Here is a 22,512-nt window from a genome sequence, read left to right as displayed (position 1 = left end):
CTCAGTGCCAGAGCTCCGGGATACGGTCGTCGGCGCCGTCCGGGGTGTTGGGCGCTTCTGATCTGTGGATAGTAGTTATCGCATAGTGGAACTTCAATGGTTTGTTGATGTCGAGATTCTCTGGGTCGACACATCGTGGCGCTCGGTGCCACACCGCTCACTGGGTGCTCAATCAAGGTGCGCCAGATCTTCCGGTGTGTCGATGTCGTACGGCTCCGCCACGTCACCGCACTCGACCAGTGTGATCTCCTTCTCGTGCTCCGTGAGGTAGTCCCGGGCCCCGCGGTCGCCCGACGCACGCGCCGCGACCGCCTCCCACCGGCTGACGCCGAACAGGACCGGATGACCGCGCCTGCCGTCGTACGCGGCCGAGACGAGCGCCGAGGGGGAGTCGCAGGCGGCCACCACCCGGGCGACGGCCGCCGCGCCGATCCCGGGCTGGTCCACCAGTGAGACGAGCACCGCTTCCCGGTCCCCGCCCGCGGTGATCAGGGACGCGAGACCGGTACGGAGCGAGGAGCCCATGCCCTCCTCCCAGTCCGGGTTGACGGACACGACGCAGCCCGCCAGCTCGGCCCGCCGCAGCACCTCGTCCGCCGCCGCACCCAGCACGACGTGCACGGACCGGCAGCCGCCCGCCCGCAGAACGCGCACCGCGTTCTCCACCAGGGGCCGGCCGCGGTGCTCCAGCAACGCCTTGGGGCGGCCGCCGAGCCGACGGCCCCCGCCCGCTGCCAGAACCAGCCCTGCGACCTGCGGATTGTCTGAAGTGTGAGCCATGCACCTTGCATACCTCATCGGGCGGCGGGATGGCGGGAGGGCGCCGCGACTTGGATAAGGTGCCGTTCCGATACCGCAGTTCACCAACGGGGGCCCTGAAAACATGAGCAGTCGTCAGCCGGAACGGGACAGCGTCTTCCAGCCGTTGGAGAACGACGATCCGCGAACCGTCGCGGGGTACCGGCTCGCCGCCCGGCTCGGCGCCGGCGGCATGGGCAAGGTGTATCTGTCGTACACGCCGGGCGGGCGGCCCGTCGCCATCAAGGTGATCCGGCCCGACTTCAGCCAGGACCCCGAGTTCCGGCGGCGGTTCGCGCAGGAGGTGCAGTCCGCGCAGCGCGTGCAGGGGCTGTACACCGCACCGGTCATCGACGCCGACACGGACGGCGCGCAGCCATGGCTCGCAACCGCGTACGTGCCCGGTCCGTCGGTCGCCGACGCCGTGCTCGCCCACGGGGCACTGCCGGTGGAGGCGGTGCTCCTGCTCGTCGCCGGTATCGCCGAGGCCCTGCACGTGATCCATGGCGCGGGCATCGTCCACCGCGACCTCAAGCCGTCGAACGTGCTGCTCGCCGCCGACGGCCCGCGCGTCATCGACTTCGGCATCGCGCGCGCCGCCGACGCCACCTCGCTCACGGGCAGCGGCGTGACCATCGGTACGCCGTCGTTCATGGCCCCGGAACAGGCCGCGGGACGGCAGATCACCCCGGCGACCGACATCTTCGCCCTCGGCCAGGTCGCGGCGTACGCGGCGACGGGGACGCCGGCGTTCGGCGAGGGCACGTCGCACGGCGTGCTCTACCGCATCGTGCACGAGGAACCCGACCTCAGCGGCGTACCGGAGCGGCTGCGGGAACTGGTGACGCGCTGCCTCGCCAAGGATCCCGAGGCCAGGCCGTCGATCGCCGAGATCATCACCATCTGCCAGGCGGCGAACGGGGAGACCGTGCTGCGGCGCCCGGAGGACTGGCTGCCGGGCGCAGTGGCGGCGGACATCACCGTACGGGCCGCCGCACCGGCTCCCGCGTCGGTGACGGGAGGCGCTCCTCCGGCCCCCGCAGCCCCTCCGGCCACTCCGGCCACTCCGGCCCCTCCGGCCGGGTACTCGCCCACGACACCGGTCGCCCCGGCCACGCCGCCCCCCGGCTTCGGGCCCGCCCCGGCGCCGGCGACGCACCGGACTCCGCCACCCGGCCGCCCGGCTGCGGCGCCCGGGTATCAGGCTCCCGCCCCGGCGTACCAGGCTCCGGCAGCGTACGCACCGACACAGCCCGGCTACGGCCCCCTACCGCCGCCGCCGTACGGCCGGGGCCCCTACCCCGGTCCGCAGGGTCCCGCGCCCGCGGGCCGCACCGGCAGGCGCGTCGCTCTCGCCGTCGCCGGCGGGCTGGTCCTCGCGGTCGCGGCCGGGTGCGCGGCGTACATCGCGGCGTCTGGCGGCGGCAGCAAGGGCAATCAGTCGCAGGGGGAGCGGGGGGACAGCACCGCCAAGGGTGGGGCCACGCGGTCGGCCGAGCCGTCGGGCGGTGCGCGAACGCCCAAGGCCGACCCGCCCGTCGAGTACAACGGCATCGACCTGACCGGCGGATACGAGCTGTCCCTGGCGGACGACCCCGTCACGCCGCGCGAGTCCGACGGCGACGTGGAGTACGCCAGCGTCGGCCTGTCGTCGGACAACGGCGCGCAGATGGTCCTGCTCCAGGGCGGGCAGCAGGGCTCGCTGGAGACCTGCAGGACCGAGACGCGCTTCACCACCTACATCCAGCGGCAGCAGATCTCCTCGGGCGCCCAGATCTGCGTGCGGACGACCTCGGGCAACCTCGGGCTCCTCACCGTGAAGGGCTTCAGCCCCGAATCGGACCCCAGCACCTACATCAAGCTCGACCTGACGATCTGGCGCAAGGCGCTGGAAGTCGACACGTCCTGATGGTCCGCAGCCGGTCGGTGCGCAACAGGTTGCTCCGCGGCCGGTTGCTCCGCGGCCGGTCGACCGGTCCGGCAATCGCCCGGTCCGCGCAGGCTGGTCCTGCAGCCGGTCCGGTCGGCTGCTCGGTCGGCCGTTCGGCCGACAGTTCGACTCGCGAGCCGGTGCAAGGAGCCGACAGGCGACACGTCGAGCTGAATTTCGTACCGCGGAGTGGCGAAGCGCCTACGGAATGGCGTTAACTTGCCCGCGACCCCAGGCGTTTGACCATCGTCCGGCGGTTCTTGCACCGGGCAGCACAACGATGTGCCAGGGGGAGAGATTTGTTGCGGAGCGTGGGGCAGACGCGGGTGACAGGGAGCGACGAGGACCCTAGAGTCACGGAGCTGCGCGCTGCCGTCTCCCGGCTGCGACGCGAACTGGCCGGCCATCCGGCCGACTTCGCCGACCGCGGGATCGCCGAGGAGGAACTGGCGGCGATCGACGCGATGGCGGTCAGTGGGGTGCCGGAGATCCGGCGGCTGCGCCGCTCGCTCCTGCTGATCGCCGGGTCGATCGGGTCGGTGAGCGCGCTCGCCGGCGGACTGACGAACGTGCGGAACGCGGTGGAGCTGTTCGGCGAGGCGAAGGGGCCCGACGCACGGATCCGACCACCTGGCTGAGCAGGCTCATCGGCATTCTGCTCGGCGCCGTCGGTGACTGACTACCCTGGGAGGTGATGTTCACCTCCCAGGGCCCCACGTTCCGCGAGCTCGCCGTACAGGCGCTGTCGTCGGTCGAGCACGGTTACGACCTGCTCGCGCCGAAGTTCGACCAGACCCCGTTCCGGACGCCGGAGCGGATTCTCGACGAGGTCGTGGGCGCGCTCCGGCCGCTCGGGCCGTTCCGTACCGGGCTCGACATCTGCTGCGGCACGGGCGCGGGCACCGGCGTCCTGAGGCGGCTGTGCGGGGAACGGGTCGTCGGAGTCGACTTCAGCGCGGGCATGCTCGGCGTGGCCAGGTCCGCCGAGCCCGCCGCCGACTGGGTACGGGCCGACGTCCGTGCCCTGCCGTTCCGGCCGGCCTTCGACCTGGCCGTGAGCTTCGGGGCGTTCGGTCACTTCCTGCCGAAGGAGCGGCCCACGCTGTTCGCACAGGTGCACTCGGCGCTGCGACCGGGCGGCCTGTTCGCCTTTCCGGTGGGTGCGCCGCCCCGCTTCGGCTCGCCGGCGTACTGGGCGATGCTCGGCTTCGACACGTCGATGCGCGTGCGCAATGTGCTGTGGCGGCCCCGCTTCGTCATGTACTACCGCACCTTTCCGCTCCCCGACGTCCTCGTCGAGCTGCAACGGGCCGGATTCGAGGTGGAGTTGGTGGCACTGGACGGACTGGGGAAGAGGCGGGACGGCAGCCCGCGCTGCGGGATGGTGCTGGCGCGCCGCCGCGCCTGACCCGCGGCGCCCGGTCCGACGTGTGGCCCGGGCCTGACCCGCGGCGCCCGGTGCGACGTACGGCCTTGGGCCTGACCCGCGGCGCCCGGTGCGACGTGTGGCCCGGGCCTGACCCGCGGCGCGGCTGCGACGTGTGGCGCGGCTTCGACGCGTCGTGCCGGGGGGCGACGCGTGCGGTCAGCGGCGGATCAGCCGGCGGGCCGTCGCCGCGGCCACCGCGGCCGTACGGGAGTCGACGCCCAACTTGGCGTAGACGTGGACCAGATGGGACTTGACCGTCGCCTGGCTGAGGAACAGCCGCTTGCTGATCTGCTGGTTGGACAGGCCCTCGCTCACCAGCTGCAGCACCTCCAGCTCGCGCTTCGTCAGCGCCTGTGCGGGCGTACGCATCCGGTCCATCAGACGGTGCGCGACTGCCGGGGCCAGCGCCGACCGGCCGGCCGCCGCCGTCCGTACGGCCGCGGCCAGCTCCTCCGGCGGGGCGTCTTTCAGCAGATAGCCGCTCGCCCCGGCCTCGACCGCCGCGAGGATGTCGACGTCCGAGTCGTACGTGGTGAGGACGAGGACGCGGGGTCCGCCCTGCCGCGCCGTGATCGCGGCGGTGGCCTGCGAACCGTGCATCCCGGTGCCGAACTGAAGGTCCATCAGGACGACGTCGATGTCGCCGGCGGCGGCCCTCTCGGCGGCCTGCTCGGCCGTGGCGGCCTCCGCGACGACGGTGAAGCCGGGCTCGGTGTCCAGGACGGCCCTGAGCCCGGCCCGTACCACGGGATGGTCGTCGGCGAGCAGCAGGCGGATCGTCATGAGGGAACTCCGGGCGAGAGCGGCAGAGTGACGGCGACGGCGGTGCCCTGGCCCGGCGCGGACTCGACGGTGAACGTGCCGTTCAGTGACTCCGCGCGCGAGCGCATCGCGGGCAGCCCGAAGCCGCCCTCGGACGGTTCCGACGACTCGGACGGCTCGGACGGGCCCGACGGCTCGGACGGCGTGGGCGACCCGGATGACTGCGACGACCTCGACGGCCTCGACGACTTCGACGACTTCGACGACCGGGGCGACGTGGGGTCGAACCCCCGCCCGTCGTCCACGACATCCAGCGTGACCGACGATTCCATGAAGGTCAGGGTGATCTCGGCGCGCTCGGCCGCCGCGTGGCGGACCGTGTTCGCGAGGGCCGACTGGGCGATCCGCAGCAGGGCCACCTCGTACGGGGTGGGTAGCGGGGCGGGAGTGCCACTGACCGAGAACCGGACACGCGGACCCGGTCCGGGCCGGGTGAGCCGGTCCAGCGCGGCGGCCAGCGTGCCGTGCTCCAGGTCCGGCGGCGTCAGGGCCCGGACGAAACGACGGGCCTCGGCGAGGTTGTCCTGGGCGGCCTGGCGCGCCTGCCCGATGTGCTCCGCCGCGGGGGAGTCCGCGGGCAGTGCCCGCTCGGCCGCCCGCAGCAGCAACTGGATGGAGGACAGCCCCTGCGCGAGCGTGTCGTGGATCTCGCGAGCGAGCCGCTCCCGCTCGGCAAGCGTGCCCGTGTGCCGCTCGGCCGCCGCCAGCTCGGCGCGGGTCGAGACCAGCTCCTCGATGAGCCGGCGCCTGCGCTCGCTCTCCCGGTACAGCGCCCGGTAGCCGAGTACGGTCGCCACGGCGACGGCCGCACCCAGAAGCGGTCCGATGAACGCACCCGGACTGAGCGGTTCGCCGTGCCGCACGTACGACAGGATCGCCGCGCCCGCCGTCGCGGCGACAGCCGGCAGGGACCAGCGCACGGGCAGCAGATGAAGCTGGAGGAAGTACAACGGGAACGCCGTCCACAGGCCGTCCGGCGTGAACCCGAGCAGTGCCAGCCAGGCCGTGCACAGGGCGGCCAGCCAGAGCGCCGCCGCGGTACGTGATTCGCGCACGCCGCGAAGGGCGGAGCCCGCCGCGTACACCACCGCGGTCACCGCCGCCGCCGTGACGACGGCCGCGGCGTCGGATTTGTGGTCGGCGACGGCCCGTACCGCGGCGAGCGTCAGCAGCCCCGCCATCAGCAGATGCAGACAGAGACGGAGGGCGCGCAGGGCGGGGGTGAGCGGGCGGGGATCCATGGCCGCTCCAGAGTAGGCCGGGCGTTCCGCGCTCCGACGGCCCGGTCCCACGTTCGCGCAGGCGCGGCACTCGGAGGGGACCCGGGCGGTGGGTCACCGAGGACGGCCGAGTTCGAGCCGCCGAAGGCGCGAAGGGTCGGCGATGCCCTCGTACGCTGCCTTCTCACCCTCGCCCTCGCCCTCGCCCTCGACCGACGGTGACGGTGAGAGTGAGAGCAAGAAGCAGCCGGCGGGCATCCGGGCATCCGGATGTCCCAGGTATCCCGGGCATCCGGGCGTCCGGTAGGCGACGGCTCGCAGATGGCTGCGTCTGCCGCTCGGGGCCGCGCCCGGCCGGGCCCCGGCAGGCCGCGCCTGGCCCCGCCCGAAGTGCGCCCGCCGCTGCCCTTTTGGTGACCGGATGTGCAGGATCCGAGGGAATGCCGGCACGGCCATTGACAACGATGTCTGGTGCATGGTCCAGTCCTCTGGCATCCCAGTACTCGCACTGCCGTCGGGCGGCGGGAGGAGGCCTTGCGGCGATGACGTTCGCCTCGATCTCCCTGTACGCGAAACCCACTTGGCGCATGCGCGCGGCCCACGCGGTCGCGCTGGCCCTGGCAATGCTGGTGCCCGCGGGGACGGGACGGGCCGTCGCCGCGGAAAGCGACGCGGAATGCCCCGCGGACGCCGGCGCGGAGCCCGCCGCGGTATCCGCCGGAGCCCCGGACCCGGCGCGGCCCGCGCCTGCGCCCGCGCCCACGCCGCGGTCCGTGAAGAGGCTCCCGGGGACCGTACGCATTCCCGCCGCCGTCACCCTGGTCGCCGGGGCCGCGACCGACGGGCCCGCGCTCACCGTCGTGCGGGATGTGCTCCGGAGCGCGGGAGTCCGGACGATCCGCCAGATCGACGACCGCACCGACCCTGGGCCGGGCCTCGCAGTCGTCGTCGGCGGTGCCAAGGAGAACGCCGCCACCCCAGCGGCGCTCGACGCGCTCGGGGTCCAGGGTGCGGAGACGATGGCGGCCGAGGGCTATGTCATGGCGGCCCGGCACTACCGCATCGTCCTCGCGGGTGCGGACGCGGCCGGGACCTACTACGCGGCGCAGACCCTCCGGGAGCTTCTGCGCGCGAACCGCGCCGCGACGCTCGACGGTGTCGAGATCCGGGACTGGCCCGGGATGCGGCGGCGAGGCATCGTCGAGGGCTTCCACGGCCCGTCCTGGTCGCACGAACAGCGCCTCGCCGGCCTCGACTGGATGGGCCGGCACAAGATGAACCTGTACGTCTACACGCCGAAGGACGACCCGTACCTGCGCGCCGCGTGGCGCAAGCCCTACCCGGCGGACGAACTGGCCCGGCTGCGCGCGCTCGTGGAGCACGCACAGGCCCAGCACGTCGAGTTCGGGTACGTGCTCTCTCCCGGCCTCTCCGTCTGCTGCTCCGACCCCGCCGAGTCCCGCGCGCTCACCACCAAGTTCGCGTCGCTCTGGGACGTCGGCGTACGCACCTTCGTCGTGGCGTTCGACGACATCGACCACTGGGAGCGGAACTGCGGCGCGGACCGTGCGGCCTTCGGTACCGGACCCGCCGGGTCCGCCGCCGCGCAGGCGCATCTCGTCAACGCGGTCCAGCGCGAGTTCATCACCACTCACTCAGGCTCCGCGCCGCTGGAGATCGTGCCGAGCGAGTACCGGGGCACCGCCGGAACCGAGTACACGGAACGCCTCGCACGCGACCTCGACCCCTCGGTCGTCGTCCGGTGGACCGGGGTGGAAGTGATCGCGCCGCACATCACCCGAGCCGAGGTCGCCGCCGCCCGCAAGGTCTTCGGCCACCCCGTGCTGCTCCGGGACAACTACCCGGTCAACGACTACGTCCCCGGGCGGCTGCTGCTCGGCCCGTACGCGGGCCGCGAGCCCTCACTCGCCGCACCGGGCCGTCCCGGGGCGGCCGTCGGGCTCATCGCCAACCCCATGCCTCAGGTCCGCGCGTCCCTGCTGTCGCTGTTCACCGTCGCCGACTACGCCTGGAACGACACCGCGTACGACCCCGAGCGCTCCTGGGCGGCCGCGATCAGCGAACTGGCCGGCCACGACCCGCGTACCGCGTGCGCACTGCGCGCCTTCGCCGGACTCAGCCACTCGTCGCGGATCGACCCGCGGCCCGCGCCCGAACTGTCCGCCCGGATCGATGCCTTCTGGCGGGACTGGACTGCTGGACGGAATGCCGGACGGAATGCCGGACGGAGTGCTGGACGGAGTGCCGGAGGGACTGCTGGACGGAGCGCCGGACGGACCGTCGGACGGACCGTCGGACCGAACGTCGGACGGAACGACCCCGTCGCCCGCCTGCACCGTGCGCTCAGCGAGATCGAGAACGCGCCCGCCGTACTGCGCGCCCGCCTCGACGACCCGGTCCTCCTCTCCGAGACGAAGCCCTGGCTGGACGCCACCGAGGCCTGGGGCCGGGCGGCCCGCACCGCGCTGGACATGCTCACCGCCCAGCGTGCCGGGCGCGGCGCCGACGCCTGGGCCGCACGCCAGACGCTGCCCTCCCTGGTCACCAAGGCATCCTCGTACACCTGGACAGGGCTCGACTGCGACCGTTCCCATCCGGTCGAACTCGACCCGGTTCTCGGTGAGTTCGTCGAGCGCGCGATCGCCGAGAACAACCGCCGGCTCGTCGAGGACCGGGACACCCCGCACCAACGGATGCGGGGGACTGCCAGGGCCACCGGATTCGGCCACTCGGTCCACGAGTTCGAGACGTGACATGTCATACGTCGGTCAACCGAAAGTTTGATACAGCGGCCATCCGCGGTGCGATGCCCGGGCACGGCCGCCGCCCGCACGCTGGTGACCATGTTCGTGGCATGGAGAGATCTGAGATTCGCCAAAGGGCGGTTCACCCTGATGGGCAGCGTGATCGTGCTGATCACGCTGCTCGTCGGGTTGTTGTCCGGGCTGACGGCCGGGCTCGCCCGGGAGAACGTATCGGCGGTCACCGGACTGCCCGCCGATCACCTCGCCTTCGACGCCCCGCCCTCCGGCCGGTCGGTGTCCTTCACCGACTCGACCGTGACGGAGGGCGCGTGGCGGGCGTGGGCGAGCCGGCCGGGTGTCACCTCCGCCCAGCCCGTCGGCATCCGTACGCTCAACGCGAGCGCGGGGGACCGAACGGCGGCCGTCTCGGTGTTCGGGGTCGAGCCGGACGGCGGCATCGCGCCGGCGAGGCTCGCTCCCGGCCGGGCCGTGCTCTCCGTACGGGCCGCGGAGGAACTCGGCGCGTCCGTGGGCGACTCCGTACGCATCGGGCCGCGGAACGCGACCGTCGCGGCCGTCGCAGGTGATGCCTCGCACAGCCACACCCCCGTCGTCTGGACGGCGCTGGACGACTGGCAGGAGCTCGGCCGCACCGGCACGACCCCGCGGCAGCAGGCCACCGTCATCGCGCTGCGCACGGACAGCGGCGCGGACCTCGCGGCCGGGGACGAGGCCGCGGGCACCGAGACCCGGACGGTCGCCGACGCCGTCACCGCCATCGGGTCCTACCAGGCCGAGAACGGCTCGCTGCAGCTCATGCGCGGCTTCCTCTTCGCCATCTCCGCGCTGGTCGTCGGAGCGTTCTTCACCGTCTGGACCATCCAGCGCAGCGCCGACATCGCCGTACTGAAGGCACTCGGCGCCGCCACCGCGTATCTGCTGCGGGACGCCCTCGGGCAGGCCGTGCTCATGCTGGGCGCCGGCACGCTGCTGGGGACCGCGCTTGCGGCCGGGACCGGCGCGCTGGTCGGCGGCAAGGACGTGCCGTTCGTGCTGGAGCCGTCGACCGTGCTGCTGCCGGCGGCCGTGATGATCGTGCTCGGTGTGCTCGGCGCCGCGCTGTCCGTCCGGCGGATCACCGCCGTCGACCCCCTCACCGCGCTGGGGAGCGCCCGATGACACTGCTGCTCGACGATGTCACCCTCACCTACCCGGACGGCGAGGGGCGGCTGACCGCGCTCGACGCCGTCTCGCTCCAGGTCCCCGCGGGGTCGCTCACGGCGGTCGTCGGACCGTCCGGCTCGGGCAAGTCCAGCCTCCTCGCGGTCGCGGCGACGCTGGTCACGCCCGATGCCGGGCGGGTCGTCGTGGCCGGTGAGGACACGGGCGTGCTGAGCCGTGCGGAGAAGGCCGCCCTGCGCCGTGAACACATCGGCATCGTCTTCCAGCAACCGCATCTGCTGCCCTCGCTGACGGCCGTGGAACAGCTGCAGGCGATGGCCCACCTCTCGGGCCGGCAGCCACGGCAGGCGCGCGAACGGGCCCGGGGGCTGCTGGCGGCGGTCGGCCTCGGCGGACAGGCGGACCGTCGCCCGCACCAGCTCTCCGGCGGTCAGCGCCAGCGCGTCAACATCGCCCGCGCGCTGATGAACGACCCCGGCGTGCTCCTCGTCGACGAGCCGACCAGCGCCCTCGACCACGAGCGGGGCGCGGCGGTCCTCGACCTGCTGGTCTCGCTGACCCGGGAGCGGGGCACGGCGACGGTCCTGGTCACGCACGACCGAGCGCATCTGGACCGGGCGGACCGGGTCGTGACCATGCTCGACGGCGCGTTGCCCTTGTCCCACAACGCAGGGGGCTGACGGCGCGCTGCCCCTGCCCCACCTGCAGGGGGCTGAGGGGGGTACCCGTACCTCCTCGTTCAGGTCTTCTCGTTCAGGTCTTCTCGTTGAGGTCTGCTCGCTCAGGTCTGCTCGCTCAGGTCTGCGGCTCTCAGGCTTGCGGCGCCGACGTGTTCGCCAGGGCCTCGGAGAGTTCCTTCGCCACCGTCTGCAGGATCGGGACGATCTTCTCCGTCGCCGAGTCCGTGACCCGGCCCGCAGGGCCAGAGATGGAGATCGCCGCGGCGGTGGGCGAGTTGGGCACCGAGACCGCGAGGCAGCGGACGCCGATCTCCTGCTCGTTGTCGTCCACCGCGTACCCGGCGCGGCGGACCTGCTCCAGGGCGTCGAGGAAGCCGTCGGGGGTGGTGATCGTCTTCTCGGTGGCGGCCGGCATACCGGTGCGGGCGAGCAGGGCCCGCACCTCCTCCGGCGGGGTGTGAGCGAGGAGCGCCTTGCCCACACCTGTCGAGTGCGGCAGGACCCGGCGGCCGACCTCGGTGAACATCCGCATCGAGTGCTTCGAGGGCACCTGCGCGACGTAGACGATCTCGTCGCCGTCGAGCAGCGCCATGTTCGCCGTCTCGCCGGTCTCCTCGACCAGTCGGGCGAGGTACGGGCGGGCCCACGTACCGAGCAGTCGGGAGGCGGACTCGCCGAGGCGGATCAGCCGGGGGCCCAGGGCGTAGCGGCGGTTCGGCTGCTGGCGGACGTAGCCGCAGGCGACCAGGGTCCGCATGAGGCGGTGGATGGTGGGCAGCGGAAGTCCGCTGCTCGTGGAGAGTTCGCTCAGCCCGACCTCGCCCCCGGCATCGGCCATCCGCTCGAGCAGATCGAAGGCGCGCTCGAGGGACTGAACACCACCGCTGTTCGCGGCGGGCTTGGCGGCGTCGGTGGTGCTGGCGCTGTACGTCGGCACGTCAACGGTCCTTTCAGGCGGCGGGCAAGGTAGCAGCCTACCGGGCGGTTGCGTGGGGCACACCGCTCACGTCAAGGCGTCTTTGCCGGTCAGGGCGTGTTTGTCCGCGTGTTGGCGGTCACCTCCGATGATCCCGCGTCCCTACCGCTGTGCATAGCTACGTTCTGTTCGGCGAAATCTCTGTTCCACTTTGTGGAAAAGCCTAAGCCGGCCGGGTCGCCCGGGCGGGTCTTGACGGACCAGGGTCGGGGGTGAAGACTCCTTCAACAGTTCGTTGAATTTCGCTGTACGGAAGTGAGGGGCAGGGTGTCCGGTACGGACGTGAACCTGGTACTGCGCTCGACTCGCGTCATCACCCCCGAGGGGACGTGCGCCGCGACCGTCGCCGTCGCCGGCGGGAAGATCGCGGGGGTGCTGCCGTACGACGCCGAGGTGCCGGCCGGTGCCCGGCTCGAGGACTTCGGGGACGACGTCCTCCTCCCCGGCCTCGTCGACACCCATGTCCATGTGAACGACCCCGGCCGCACCGAGTGGGAGGGCTTCTGGACCGCCACCCGCGCGGCCGCGGCGGGCGGCATCACCACACTCCTCGACATGCCCCTCAACTCCCTCCCGCCCACGACCACGGTCGGCAACCTGCGCACCAAGCAGGATGTGGCCAGGCCCAAGGCGCACATCGACACCGGCTTCTGGGGCGGGGCGATCCCGGACAACGTCAAGGACCTGCGTCCGCTGTACGACGCGGGCGTCTTCGGCTTCAAGTGCTTCCTGTCGCCGTCGGGCGTCGAGGAGTTCCCCGAGCTCGACCAGGAGCAGCTCGCCCGCTCCATGGCCGAGATCGCGGGCTTCGGCGGACTGCTGATCGTGCACGCCGAGGACCCGCACCACCTGGCCGCCGCCCCGCAGCGCAAGGGCCCGAAGTACGCCGACTTCCTCGCCTCCCGGCCCCGCGACGCCGAGAACACGGCGATCGCGAACCTGATCGCGCACGCCAAGCGGCTGAACGCGCGCGTACACGTCCTGCACCTGTCCTCCAGCGACGCGCTGCCGCTGATCGCCGCGGCCAAGGCCGAGGGCGTGCGGATCACCGTCGAGTCCTGCCCGCACTTCCTCACCCTCACCGCAGAGGAGGTCCCGGACGGCGCCACCGAGTTCAAGTGCTGCCCGCCGATCCGTGAGGCGGCGAACCAGGACGCCCTGTGGCAAGGCCTCGCCGACGGGACGATCGACTGCGTCGTCTCCGACCACTCGCCCTGCACCACCGACCTCAAGACCCCCGACTTCGCCTCCGCCTGGGGCGGCATCTCCTCGCTCCAACTGGGCCTGCCGGCCATCTGGACCGAGGCCCGCCAGCGCGGCCGCACCCTGGAGGACGTCGTCCGCTGGATGTCGTCCGCCCCGGCGAAGCTCGCGGGCCTCACCCAGAAGGGGGCCATCGAGGCCGGCCGTGACGCCGACTTCGCGGTCCTCGCCCCCGACGAGACCTTCACCGTCGACCCGGCCGAGCTCCACCACCGCAACCAGGTCACGGCCTACGCCGGAAAAACCCTGCACGGCGTCGTGAAGTCGACATGGCTGCGCGGTACGCGGATCGTGGAGAACGGCACCCTCGCCGAGCCGACCGGCCGGCTGCTCGAAAGGAACAACTGACACCGTGGCGATACCGTCCTTCACTGGTAACGCGAACCCGTACGGGGGCGGCGACCCCTACGCCGACTACCGCACCGCCGACTTCCCGTTCACCAGCTACGCCAATCTCGCCGACCGTCAGCTGGGCGCGGGCGTCATCGCCGCCAACGACGAGTTCTTCGCCCAGCGCGAGAACCTCCTCGTCCCCGAGGCCGCCGCGTTCGACCCCGAGCACTTCGGCCACAAGGGCAAGATCATGGACGGCTGGGAGACCCGCCGCCGCCGCGGTGTCTCCGCCGAGCAGCCCTGGCCGACCGCCGAGGACCACGACTGGGCGCTCGTACGCCTGGGCGCACCCGGCGTGATCCGCGGCATCGTCGTCGACACCGCCCACTTCCGCGGCAACATGCCGCAGGCCGTCTCCATCGAGGGCACCTCCGTGGAGGGCGCCCCGACACCGCAGGAGCTCCTCTCCGGCGACGTGAAGTGGACGACCCTGGTCCCGCGCACCCCCGTCGGAGGCCACGCGGCGAACGGCTTCGAGGTCACGGTCGAGCAGCGCTTCACACATCTGCGGGTCAACCAGCACCCCGACGGCGGCATCGCCCGGCTGCGTGTGTACGGCGAGGTCGTTCCCGACCCGGCGTGGCTCGCCACGCTGGGCACCTTCGACGTGGTCGCGCTGGAGAACGGCGGCTCGGTCGAAGACGCCTCCAACCGCTTCTACTCGCCGCCCACCAACACCATCAACCCGGGCCGCTCCCGCAAGATGGACGACGGCTGGGAGACCGCCCGCCGCCGCGACCAGGGCAACGACTGGATCCGCTACCAGTTGGTCGCCCAGTCCGAGATCCGCGCCGTCGAGATCGACACCGCCTACCTCAAGGGCAACTCGGCGGGCTGGGCATCGCTGTCCGTCAAGGACGGCGAGGACGGCGCGGCAGATGAAGACGCAGCGTGGACCGAGTTCCTGCCGCGCACCCGTCTGCAGCCCGACACCAACCACCGCTTCGTGCTCGACGCCCCGGCGGTCGGCACCCACGTCCGGATCGACATCTTCCCGGACGGCGGCTTCTCCCGGCTGCGCCTGTACGGCTCGCTGACCGAACAGGGCACGCGCGCCCTGGTGGCCCGCCACCAGGAGCTGGGCGGCTGACCGCCCCTCATGACCGGGCAGCCACGACACCTGCCCTTCGCGGGGCGCACCGGAACGACAGCACCGGTGCGCCCCGCGCGCATGCCCGGGCCGCGTGGCCGCCGTCGACCGAGCCAGGCTGCTCTTCCTCTCCGTCTTCTGCACACTGTTCGCGTTCTTCGTCCAGATGCGGGCGGTCCGCCGCACCTCCGCGTCCCGGGACAGCCTGCTGCTGGGCACCGAACCGCTGTGGGCCGCGGCAGCGGGCATCGCCATCGGTCACGAACACCTGGGCGCCAGGGCTCCCGCGCGCCGATGACCTCCCGCTTCCTGGCCGTGCGGGTGCGGCCGGCCGGAGTGCGCTCGCGTCGCCTCGCGCAGGCAGCCGCAGTGGCCGAGCACGGCCAATGGGACGGTGCGCTGCCCGCGGTGTGGCTGCTGGCCGAGTGGCCCGACGGGGAGGACACACCGACCCGGTTCTGGCTGTCCGACCTGCCCGAGGACACCCCCATCGCCGAACTCGTCCGCCTGGCCAAGATCCGCTGGCGCATCGAGCACGACTACCGCGAACTCAAGCACGGCCTTGGCCTGGACCACTTCGAAGGCCGCTCCTGGCCGGGCTGGCACCACCACGTCACCCTGGTCACCGCCGCCCACGCCTTCCTCACCGAGCAGCGACTGTCCCCAAAAGCCGACACACCGGACTCACCCTCTACCAGATCCTCGACGCCCTCCAAGACCTGCTGAACTGCTGGACCGGCACCTGCACCACCTGCCACCGCCCCCTGCCCCAACCCCGAACCAGACGCCAGCCAACAAGATCCACCCCGACCTAACGGAGTCCTACTAGTGCTCGCGGGGACCGGGTGGGGGCGCAGGGCGGGGGACACCGCCACCGGCTGATCCGTCAGGAGCCGTGCGCCAGGGCCTCGCGGGCCGCGGCGGCCGCCGCCCCGCGGTCGTGCGGGACGAGACCGATACGGGTGCGCCGGTCGAGGACGTCCGACTCGTCGAGGGCTCCCTCGTGACGTACGGCCCACAGCAGTTCCGCGCCCGTGACCGGGTGGCCGGGGACGACGGGACGGGCCAGGGCCGGGTCGGCGAGACCGAGCGCGTGGACGGCCGGGGCCTCGGCGCCGTAGCGGCGGACCAGACGCCGAGGCGCGTCCAGCGTCGCGAGCGCGCTCGGCCGGGCGGCGCCGACCAGCGGGATCGCCGCCGTCCTGCACCGGCCGGCGGCCAGGCCGCGCGCGCTGACGGCGGCGTCGACGGCGTCCTGCGCCATCCGGCGGTAGGTGGTCAGCTTCCCGCCGACGATGGTGACGACCCCGTCGGGCGAGGTCAGCACGGCGTGCTTGCGGGAGATGTCCGCGGTGCGGCCGGAGCCCGCCGCGCCGGAGGTGTCCAGTAGCGGCCGCAGTCCGGCGAACGCCCCCACGACGTCGTCCCGGCTCACCGAGACGTCGAGCGCGGAGCCCAGGACGTCGAGGAGGAAGCCGATGTCCGTCTCGGGCACCTCGGGGACGTCCGGCACCGGACCCTCGACCGGCTCGTCGGTCAGTCCCACGTACACCCGGCCGTCGCCCTGCGGCAGGACCAGGACGAACCGGTTGGTCTCCCCGGGGATGGGAATGTGCATGCCCGCCGAGAGACCCCCGAGGGCCTCGGAGCGCAGGACGAGGTGCGTGCCCCGGGACGGCCGGAGCCTGATGTCGTCCACCAGCCCGCCCGCCCAGACACCGGTGGCGTTGACGACGGCACGCGCCCGGATGTCCAGCTCCTCGCCGGTGAGTTCGTCGCGGACCCGGGCACCCGAGCCGCTGAGGGAGAGGGCGCGGACGCGGGTGAGGATCCGCGCGCCGTGCGCGCCGGCGGTGCGGGCCACGGCGGTGACGAGACGGGCGTCGTCGGTGAGCTGGCCGTCCCAGGACAGCAGCCCGCCGCGCAGCCCGGTCGGCCGCAGCGCGGGCGCCATGTGCCGGGTCTCCACCGCCGACAGGGCGCGGGGTGCGGGCAGTGTGGCGCGCGATGTGCGGGCGGAGACCCGCAGCAGGTCTCCGGCCCGGAAGCCCGCCCAGGCCAGCGCGGCCTGGGAGCGGGAGACCAGCGGGGTGAGCGGCAGGACGAAGGGCTGGGCGCGCACCAGGTGCGGAGCGGTGCGCTCCATGAGCACACCGCGCTCTACGGCACTCTCGTGGGCGACGTCCAGCTGCCCGGTGGCGAGGTAGCGCAGGCCGCCGTGGATGAGCTTGGAGCTCCACCGGGACGTGCCGAACGCGAGGTCGTGGGCGTCGATCGCGGCCACGGTGAGACCGCGTGAGGCGGCATCGAGGGCGGCTCCGGCGCCGGTCGCGCCGAGACCGACGACAAGCACGTCGACCCCGCTGCCGTCGGCGAGTTCGGCGAGCTCCTGAGCGCGGCGTGCCGCGTTGAGCGAAGAGGCGGGACTCGGGCTGCTCATGGCGTAAGGGTCCTCTCCAGAAGGGTCCGCAGCTCTTCGAGGAAGGCCGCGTCGGTGAGCTCGGGATCGTCCGGTTCGGTCATAGTGCGCAGCGAGAGCGTGAAGGACTGCACGACCAGCAGCAGGGCGCGGGCCTGGCGGTCGGGGTGCGCCGCACGGACGGAACCGTCGGCGTGCCCCTCTTTCAGGGCGCCGGTGATGAGCCCCAGCAGGGCGTCCTGACTGGCGCCCCGGCGGTCGAGCACATAGGGCAGCAGCAACTCGGGGTCGACGTCGAGGATCTTGTGGAAGAGCGGGTGGGCGCGGAAGGCCGCGACTCCGTCGACCAGTCCGTCGACCAGCCGCGCCCGGGTGGGGGCGCCGGGCACGACGGCGGGCATGGTGCCGACGGCGAGAGCGATCCACTCCCTGGTCATCAGGTCGCCGACCAGGCTCCGTACGTCCGGCCAGCGGCGATACAACGTCATACGTGACACACCGGCCCGCCGGGCCACATCGGTCAGCGTGGTCCGGCGTACGCCGACGGCCAGAACGCAGTCACGTGCTGCGTCGAGCACGGAATCCGAGTCCGCATGGTTGTGACGAATGGGCGTCATCTGTCACAGTGTAATGCCAGTGCAGGCCGCGCGGCACAACGCCCCGCGAACCGACGGTGAGGAACAGACCAAGTGGACATGTTGTGGAGCGGCTGGGGCGACCCGGCCAAGGCGGCCCCGCTGCCCGACACGGTGATCGGCCTGCTGCGCGACCTGCTCGGCGTCACACCGCTCGAGACCGGTCCGGCCGAGCTCGGCGACATCGCCGTCCCCGACGCCGCGCTGACCGACGCGGCCCGCCAGGCGCTGACCGAACGCGTCGGCGACCGCGTGCACGTACGCACCGACGCGGAGACGCGGATCCGGCACACCCGCGGCAAGTCCACCCCCGACCTGCTGCGCATCCGCGCCGGCGAGGTCGACGACATACCGGCCGCCGTCGTGCTCCCGGGCAGCCACGACGAGGTGCTCGCCGTCCTCCGGGTCTGTGTCGAACACGGCCTGGCCGCCGTGCCGTTCGGCGGCGGCACCTCCGTCGTCGGCGGCCTGGCCCCGGAGGGGAAGCGGAGCTTCATCGCGCTGGACCTGCGCCGCCTCGACAGCCTGCTGACCCTCGACGAGGTCTCCCGCACCGCCACGATCCAGCCCGGGCTGCGCGCCCCGCACTGCGAGGCGCTGCTCAACGAACAGGGCTTCACGCTAGGCCACTTCCCGCAGTCCTACGAATGGGCCTCGATCGGCGGCTTCGCCGCGGCCCGCTCCAGCGGCCAGGCCTCCGCCGGCTACGGCCGCTTCGACGAGATGGTGCTGGGCCTCACCGTCGCCACCCCCGAGGGCACCCTGGAGCTGGGCCGCGCGCCCCGCTCGGCGGCCGGCCCGGACCTGCGCCAGCTGGTCCTCGGCTCCGAGGGCGCGCTGGGTGTGATCACCTCGGTGACCGTCCGGATCCGCCCGCTCCCCGGGACCCGGATCTACGAGGGCTGGCGCTTCTCCTCCTTCGAGGCGGGCGCGGCGGCACTGCGCACACTCGCCCAGGACGGCCCGCGGCCGACCGTGCTGCGTCTGTCGGACGAGACCGAGACGTTCATCGGCCTGGCCCAGCCCGACAAGATCGGCAGCTCGGACGCCCCCCAGGCCGCCGGGTGCATGGCGATCGCCGGGTACGAGGGCACCGCCGAGGACACCGCGGACCGGCGCGCCCGCGCCCGCGAGGTGCTCCTCGCCTGCGGCGGCGAGTTCGTCGGCGAGGAGCCGGGCGACCGCTGGGCGCACGGCCGCTACAACGCCCCGTATCTGCGCGACGCGCTCCTCGACGCCGGCGCCTTCGCCGAGACCCTGGAGACCGCCGGGTTCTGGTCCGCACTGCCGGGCCTGTACGACGCGGTACGCCAGGCGCTCACCACGACCCTGACCGACGCGGGTACACCGCCACTGGTGATGTGTCACATATCCCATGTGTACGAGAACGGCGCGTCGCTGTACTTCACCGTCGTCTCGGCGCAGGGGGACGACCCGGTCGCCCACTGGGCGCCCGCGAAGCGGGCCGCCAATGACGCGATCCTGGCGGCGGGCGGCACCATCAGCCATCATCACGGCGTCGGGACCGACCACCGCGACTGGTTCACCCAGGAGATCGGCCCGGTCGGCGTCCGAATCCTGCAGGCCGTCAAGGCCGAGCTCGACCCGGCCGGGATCCTCAACCCCGGCGTGCTCATCCCCGTCCGCTGAAACCGGCCCCCTGCCTTCCGGAGGCGCATCCATGCGACAGTTCACCGCCGTCGTCAACCCCACCGCGGGCGGGTCCAGCGGTACGGCGGCCCTGCTCCCGCTGGCCCGGCTCCTGCGGGAGGCCGGGGCTCAGCTCGACACCCAGTACAGCCGCAGCCTGGAGCACGCCCAGGAGGTGGCGCGGCAGGCCGGCGAACAAGGGCACGTGGTGCTCGCCGTCGGCGGCGACGGGATAGCCGGCTGTGTCGGCGGGGCTCTCAGCGGCACGGACACCGTGTTCGGTCTCGTCCCGGCGGGGCGGGGCAACGACTTCGCCCGTGCGCTGGGGCTCCCCACCGACGCTCCGGCCCTGGCGGAGCTGCTGCTCCACGGCTCGCCCCGGGCGGTCGACACCATCGGGGTCGAATCGGCCGTCCACGCCGGCACGTCCGTGCTGGGCAGCGTGTACGCCGGTGTCGACGCCGTGGCCAACCGGTACGCCAACACCTCCCGGCTGCTGCGGGGCGCGGCGTCGTACTACTCCGGTGGTCTGCGGGCCGTCGTGACCTGGCGGCCCGTGAACTACCGCATCACGGTGGACGGGGAGCTGCACGAGCGCCGCGGTTACACCGTGGTGGCGGCCAACTCCGGCTTCTACGGCTTCGGCCGCAAGATCGCCCCCGGCGCCCGGCTCGACGACGGACTGCTGGACGTCGTCGTGATCCGGCACGCTCCCAAGCGGCTGTTCTTCGCGATGATGAACGAGCTGAAGACCGGTGAGCATCTGAAGCGCCCCGAAGTGGAGATCCTCCGGGGCAAGGAGGTCCGCATCGAGGCCGACCGGGACGTCCCGTACGGGGCGGACGGCGAGGTCGACGCCACGCTTCCCGTGACGGCGAGGGTGCAGCCGGGTGCGCTCAACGTGCTGTGTTGACAGTGATCTGTGACAGTTCACAGCTCACAGTTCAGAGTTCACGGCGGGCTGACGGCTGACGGCTGACCGGGGACGACCGACAGCCGTCAGCCGGGACATGCGGTGGCCCGCGCTCCGCGGGCCACCGCTCGGCTCCCTACTGCTCGCGCATCCCCCAGGGAGAGCCGTACTCCTGCAGCAGGGCGAGGAAGGCACGCGCGTCGAAGGCCTCCGGTCCCAGGATGCCCGTCCCCGACCACGCCCCGGTCGCGACGAGTTCGAGTGCGACGACCGGGTTGACGGCCGTCTGCCAGACCACGGCCTGGCTGCCGTACTCCTTCATGGACCACTCGTTGTCGACGACGTGGTACAGGTAGACCTCGCGCGGCCGGCCGTCCTTGACCCCCTTGACCCAGGTGCCCGCGCAGGTCTTGCCGCGCATCCGGTCGCCCAGCGTGGCCGGGTCGGGCAAGCAGGCCGCGACGACGTCACGGGGCGAGACCCGCACCGGTCCTTCCGGGCCCGGCACCGTGACCGGGTCGGTCCTGTCCAGGCCCACCTGGTGCAGGACCTGCAGTGTGTTGATGAAGTCCGTACCGAGGCCGTACTTGAAGGTGACCCGACCGGCCTCGACCCAGCGCGGAATCAGCAGCACCTCCTCGTGCTCGACGTTGACGCACTCGACCGGCCCGATGCCCTCAGGGAAGTCGAACACCTCGGGTTCGCTGAACGGCGCGGTCGTGAACCAGCCACGGCCGGCCTCGAAGACCACCGGCGGGTTGAGGCACTCCTCGATCGTGGTCCAGATGCTGAACGAGGGCGCGAAGTCATAGCCCTCCACGGCGAGGTTGGCGCCGTCCCGGATGCCGATCTCCTCGATGGTGTCGAAGAGTTCGTCGGCCGCGTAGCGGGCGAAGACGTCGGAGAGCCCCGGCTCCACACCCATTCCGACGAGGGCGAGCCGGCCCGACTTCTCCCAGTCGTCCGCGAGGGAGAACTGCTCGTCCCCGAGCTTCACCCCGCACTCCTCGTACGGGCGGTCCGCGTGCGGGCGGGACAGGGACATCGCCATGTCCAGGTAGTGGGCACCGGCGGCGAGCGCGGCACGGAACAACGGCATGACGAAACGGGGGTCCGTCGCATTGAGCAGGACGTCGCAGCGCTCCCGCGCGAGGAGTTCGCTGACCGCCGCCTCGTCCGAGGCGTCGATGCGGGCGGCGGCGAACCGGCCCTCCGCCTCCGGCCCCGGAGTGACCGCGGCACCGGCCGCGACGGCGGCCTCGGCACGGGCCTGGTCGTAGTCCGCGACGACCATCCGTTCGAAGAATCCACGGCGTGCGGCGATCCGGGTGACTGCTGTCCCCACTCCACCGGCACCCACCAGCAAGATGCGCATGACCAGGTCCTTCCCTGTTCCCCAGGACTCTCCCGGGCCCCCGATGAAACTCACCGGCCGTTGATATCGTCAATGGCGTTGGCATAAGCGCGGGACGCGTGCGGCCGATGGGGTGGCCGACCGAGCGGCCGGCGGCGAGAAGGAGCAGGCTGATGCCCAAGAAGGTGGTCCCGGAGCCCGAACGGCGGCGGCGTCGCCCCACGAAGACGGGCGTGGTCCTTTCGGAGCAGCTGATCGTGACGACCGCGCTGCGGATGCTGCGCGAGCACGGCGCCGCCGGGCTGACCGCACGACGGATCGGGGCGGCGCTCGGAGCCGATCCCAGTACGCTCTACCGCTACTTCCGCGGCATGGACGAGCTGACGCTGGCGGTCGGCGACGAGCTGATCGGCCGCGCGCTCAAAGGCTGGTCCGCCTCGGCGGACTGGCGGGCGGACCTCCGTGAACTGGGCCGGCGCATTCACGCCGCCTATCTGGCGCATCCGCAGGCGGCCGTGCTGACGGCGAGCCGGGTCTCCGGAAGGACCCATGAGATCGCGTCGGACGAGATCATCCTGGGGGTGCTGCACCGGGCGGGCTTTCCCACCCAGGCGGCGGTACGCATCTACCACTGCTTCATCGACCAGACACTGGCTTTCGCGGCGCTGGACGCGGCCGCCCTCGCGCTGCCCGAGGCGGCCCGCCGGGCGGACGAGACCGTATGGCAGGCCACCTACGCGCGGTTGCCGGCGGACACACACCCCCACATCGCACCGGCCGCACCGCACCTGATCGCGGAGATGAACATCAGCGCCTATCCGGCGGCGCTCGACATGCTCCTCGACAGTGCCGCGGCGCAGCTGGCGGCGATGACCGGCTCCGCGCGCCCGGCGGGTGCCGGTACCCGGGCCGGTGCCGCTTCTCGTGCCGCGCGCCCGGCCAGTGCTGGTACCCGTACGAGTGACGGCACCGGTACCCCTCCCGCGCGCCCGG

Annotated in this window: 17 protein-coding genes and 3 pseudogenes; 13 read left to right on the top strand and 7 right to left on the bottom strand. The window is 72.5% G+C overall.

Features of this window, described 5'->3' with window-relative positions; translation table 11 throughout:
• Positions 1 to 168: 168 nt before the first annotated feature.
• Complete coding sequence (locus tag ACZ6ZQ_RS34195) at positions 169 to 780, bottom strand: nucleotidyltransferase family protein (protein WP_469772402.1); 612 nt, start codon at positions 778 to 780, stop codon at positions 169 to 171.
• Positions 781 to 883: 103 nt separating this feature from the next.
• Here ACZ6ZQ_RS34195 and ACZ6ZQ_RS34190 point away from each other — a divergent pair, with 103 nt between their 5' ends.
• The 3 genes from ACZ6ZQ_RS34190 to ACZ6ZQ_RS34180 all read left to right on the top strand — a co-directional run bounded on the left by ACZ6ZQ_RS34190 (position 884) and on the right by ACZ6ZQ_RS34180 (position 4,136).
• Positions 884 to 2,707, top strand: coding sequence for a serine/threonine-protein kinase (locus ACZ6ZQ_RS34190; protein WP_469772401.1), 1,824 nt, complete (start codon positions 884 to 886; stop codon positions 2,705 to 2,707).
• Between the two features lie 320 nt (positions 2,708 to 3,027).
• Complete coding sequence (locus ACZ6ZQ_RS34185) at positions 3,028 to 3,366, top strand: DUF5955 family protein (protein ID WP_469772400.1); 339 nt, start codon at positions 3,028 to 3,030, stop codon at positions 3,364 to 3,366.
• Between the two features lie 56 nt (positions 3,367 to 3,422).
• On the top strand, positions 3,423 to 4,136 hold the full coding sequence (locus ACZ6ZQ_RS34180) for a class I SAM-dependent DNA methyltransferase (protein WP_469772399.1): 714 nt from the start codon (positions 3,423 to 3,425) through the stop codon (positions 4,134 to 4,136).
• A gap of 177 nt (positions 4,137 to 4,313) precedes the next feature.
• Here ACZ6ZQ_RS34180 and ACZ6ZQ_RS34175 read toward each other — a convergent pair whose 3' ends face one another.
• Both ACZ6ZQ_RS34175 and ACZ6ZQ_RS34170 read right to left on the bottom strand, forming a co-directional pair.
• On the bottom strand, positions 4,314 to 4,940 hold the full coding sequence (locus ACZ6ZQ_RS34175; RefSeq protein WP_469772398.1) for a response regulator: 627 nt from the start codon (positions 4,938 to 4,940) through the stop codon (positions 4,314 to 4,316).
• Positions 4,937 to 6,220 (bottom strand): sensor histidine kinase, encoded by a 1,284-nt coding sequence (locus ACZ6ZQ_RS34170; protein WP_469772397.1) that lies wholly within the window; start codon positions 6,218 to 6,220, stop codon positions 4,937 to 4,939. Before ACZ6ZQ_RS34170 ends, ACZ6ZQ_RS34175 begins: the two co-directional genes overlap by 4 nt.
• Before the next feature lie 521 nt (positions 6,221 to 6,741).
• Between ACZ6ZQ_RS34170 and ACZ6ZQ_RS34165 the strand changes: the two genes are divergently transcribed.
• From ACZ6ZQ_RS34165 to ACZ6ZQ_RS34155, 3 genes are all read left to right on the top strand, one after another.
• The gene (locus ACZ6ZQ_RS34165) at positions 6,742 to 8,973 is read left to right on the top strand and encodes a beta-N-acetylglucosaminidase domain-containing protein (RefSeq protein WP_469772396.1); all 2,232 of its coding nucleotides are present in this window, start codon (positions 6,742 to 6,744) and stop codon (positions 8,971 to 8,973) included.
• A 90-nt stretch (positions 8,974 to 9,063) separates the two neighbouring features.
• Complete coding sequence (locus ACZ6ZQ_RS34160; RefSeq protein ID WP_469772395.1) at positions 9,064 to 10,143, top strand: ABC transporter permease; 1,080 nt, start codon at positions 9,064 to 9,066, stop codon at positions 10,141 to 10,143.
• Positions 10,140 to 10,826: an ABC transporter ATP-binding protein gene (locus ACZ6ZQ_RS34155; RefSeq protein WP_469772394.1), complete on the top strand. Its 687-nt coding sequence runs from the start codon at positions 10,140 to 10,142 to the stop codon at positions 10,824 to 10,826. Before ACZ6ZQ_RS34160 ends, ACZ6ZQ_RS34155 begins: the two co-directional genes overlap by 4 nt.
• A 130-nt stretch (positions 10,827 to 10,956) precedes the next feature.
• Here ACZ6ZQ_RS34155 and ACZ6ZQ_RS34150 read toward each other — a convergent pair whose 3' ends face one another.
• Positions 10,957 to 11,763 carry an IclR family transcriptional regulator gene (locus ACZ6ZQ_RS34150; protein WP_469772393.1) on the bottom strand — a complete coding sequence of 269 codons (807 nt, stop codon included), beginning with the start codon at positions 11,761 to 11,763 and terminating at the stop codon, positions 10,957 to 10,959.
• A 306-nt stretch (positions 11,764 to 12,069) separates the two neighbouring features.
• Between ACZ6ZQ_RS34150 and allB the strand changes: the two genes are divergently transcribed.
• The 4 genes and pseudogenes from allB to ACZ6ZQ_RS34130 form a co-directional block, all read left to right on the top strand.
• A complete protein-coding gene (allB, locus tag ACZ6ZQ_RS34145) occupies positions 12,070 to 13,413 on the top strand; it encodes an allantoinase AllB (protein ID WP_469772392.1) in 1,344 nt (447 codons plus the stop codon).
• Positions 13,414 to 13,417: 4 nt separating this feature from the next.
• A complete protein-coding gene (gene alc / locus ACZ6ZQ_RS34140) occupies positions 13,418 to 14,548 on the top strand; it encodes an allantoicase (protein ID WP_469772391.1) in 1,131 nt (376 codons plus the stop codon).
• A 112-nt stretch (positions 14,549 to 14,660) separates the two neighbouring features.
• Positions 14,661 to 14,846, top strand: a pseudogene (locus ACZ6ZQ_RS34135) (EamA family transporter); the annotation flags it as partial.
• Positions 14,822 to 15,274, top strand: a pseudogene (locus tag ACZ6ZQ_RS34130) (transposase); the annotation flags it as partial. The pseudogenes ACZ6ZQ_RS34135 and ACZ6ZQ_RS34130, both read left to right, overlap by 25 nt.
• A 160-nt stretch (positions 15,275 to 15,434) precedes the next feature.
• Here ACZ6ZQ_RS34130 and ACZ6ZQ_RS34125 read toward each other — a convergent pair.
• Together ACZ6ZQ_RS34125 and ACZ6ZQ_RS34120 are read right to left on the bottom strand one after the other, a co-directional pair.
• A complete protein-coding gene (locus ACZ6ZQ_RS34125) occupies positions 15,435 to 16,988 on the bottom strand; it encodes a glycerol-3-phosphate dehydrogenase/oxidase (protein WP_469772390.1) in 1,554 nt (517 codons plus the stop codon).
• The gene (locus ACZ6ZQ_RS34120; RefSeq protein WP_469772389.1) at positions 16,985 to 17,584 is read right to left on the bottom strand and encodes a TetR/AcrR family transcriptional regulator; all 600 of its coding nucleotides are present in this window, start codon (positions 17,582 to 17,584) and stop codon (positions 16,985 to 16,987) included. Before ACZ6ZQ_RS34120 ends, ACZ6ZQ_RS34125 begins: the two co-directional genes overlap by 4 nt.
• Positions 17,585 to 17,656: 72 nt before the next feature.
• Between ACZ6ZQ_RS34120 and ACZ6ZQ_RS34115 the strand changes: the two genes are divergently transcribed.
• On the top strand, positions 17,657 to 19,252 hold the full coding sequence (locus tag ACZ6ZQ_RS34115; protein ID WP_469772388.1) for an FAD-binding oxidoreductase: 1,596 nt from the start codon (positions 17,657 to 17,659) through the stop codon (positions 19,250 to 19,252).
• 31 nt (positions 19,253 to 19,283) lie between these two features.
• Positions 19,284 to 20,165, top strand: a complete 882-nt coding sequence (locus tag ACZ6ZQ_RS34110; RefSeq protein WP_469772387.1) for a diacylglycerol/lipid kinase family protein — start codon at positions 19,284 to 19,286, stop codon at positions 20,163 to 20,165.
• A gap of 136 nt (positions 20,166 to 20,301) precedes the next feature.
• Here the strand turns inward: ACZ6ZQ_RS34110 and ACZ6ZQ_RS34105 are convergent, their stop codons facing one another.
• Complete coding sequence (locus ACZ6ZQ_RS34105) at positions 20,302 to 21,540, bottom strand: saccharopine dehydrogenase family protein (RefSeq protein WP_469772386.1); 1,239 nt, start codon at positions 21,538 to 21,540, stop codon at positions 20,302 to 20,304.
• Between the two features lie 152 nt (positions 21,541 to 21,692).
• On the opposite strand from ACZ6ZQ_RS34105, the pseudogene ACZ6ZQ_RS34100 reads away from it, so the two are divergent.
• A pseudogene (locus ACZ6ZQ_RS34100) lies at positions 21,693 to 22,388 on the top strand (TetR/AcrR family transcriptional regulator); the annotation flags it as partial.
• Positions 22,389 to 22,512: the final 124 nt, after the last annotated feature.

It is taken from the genome of Streptomyces sp. NPDC053673 (assembly GCF_055585225.1).
The sequence above is the reverse complement of the archived record's forward strand: the minus strand, read 5'-3'. Positions and strand labels throughout refer to the sequence as shown.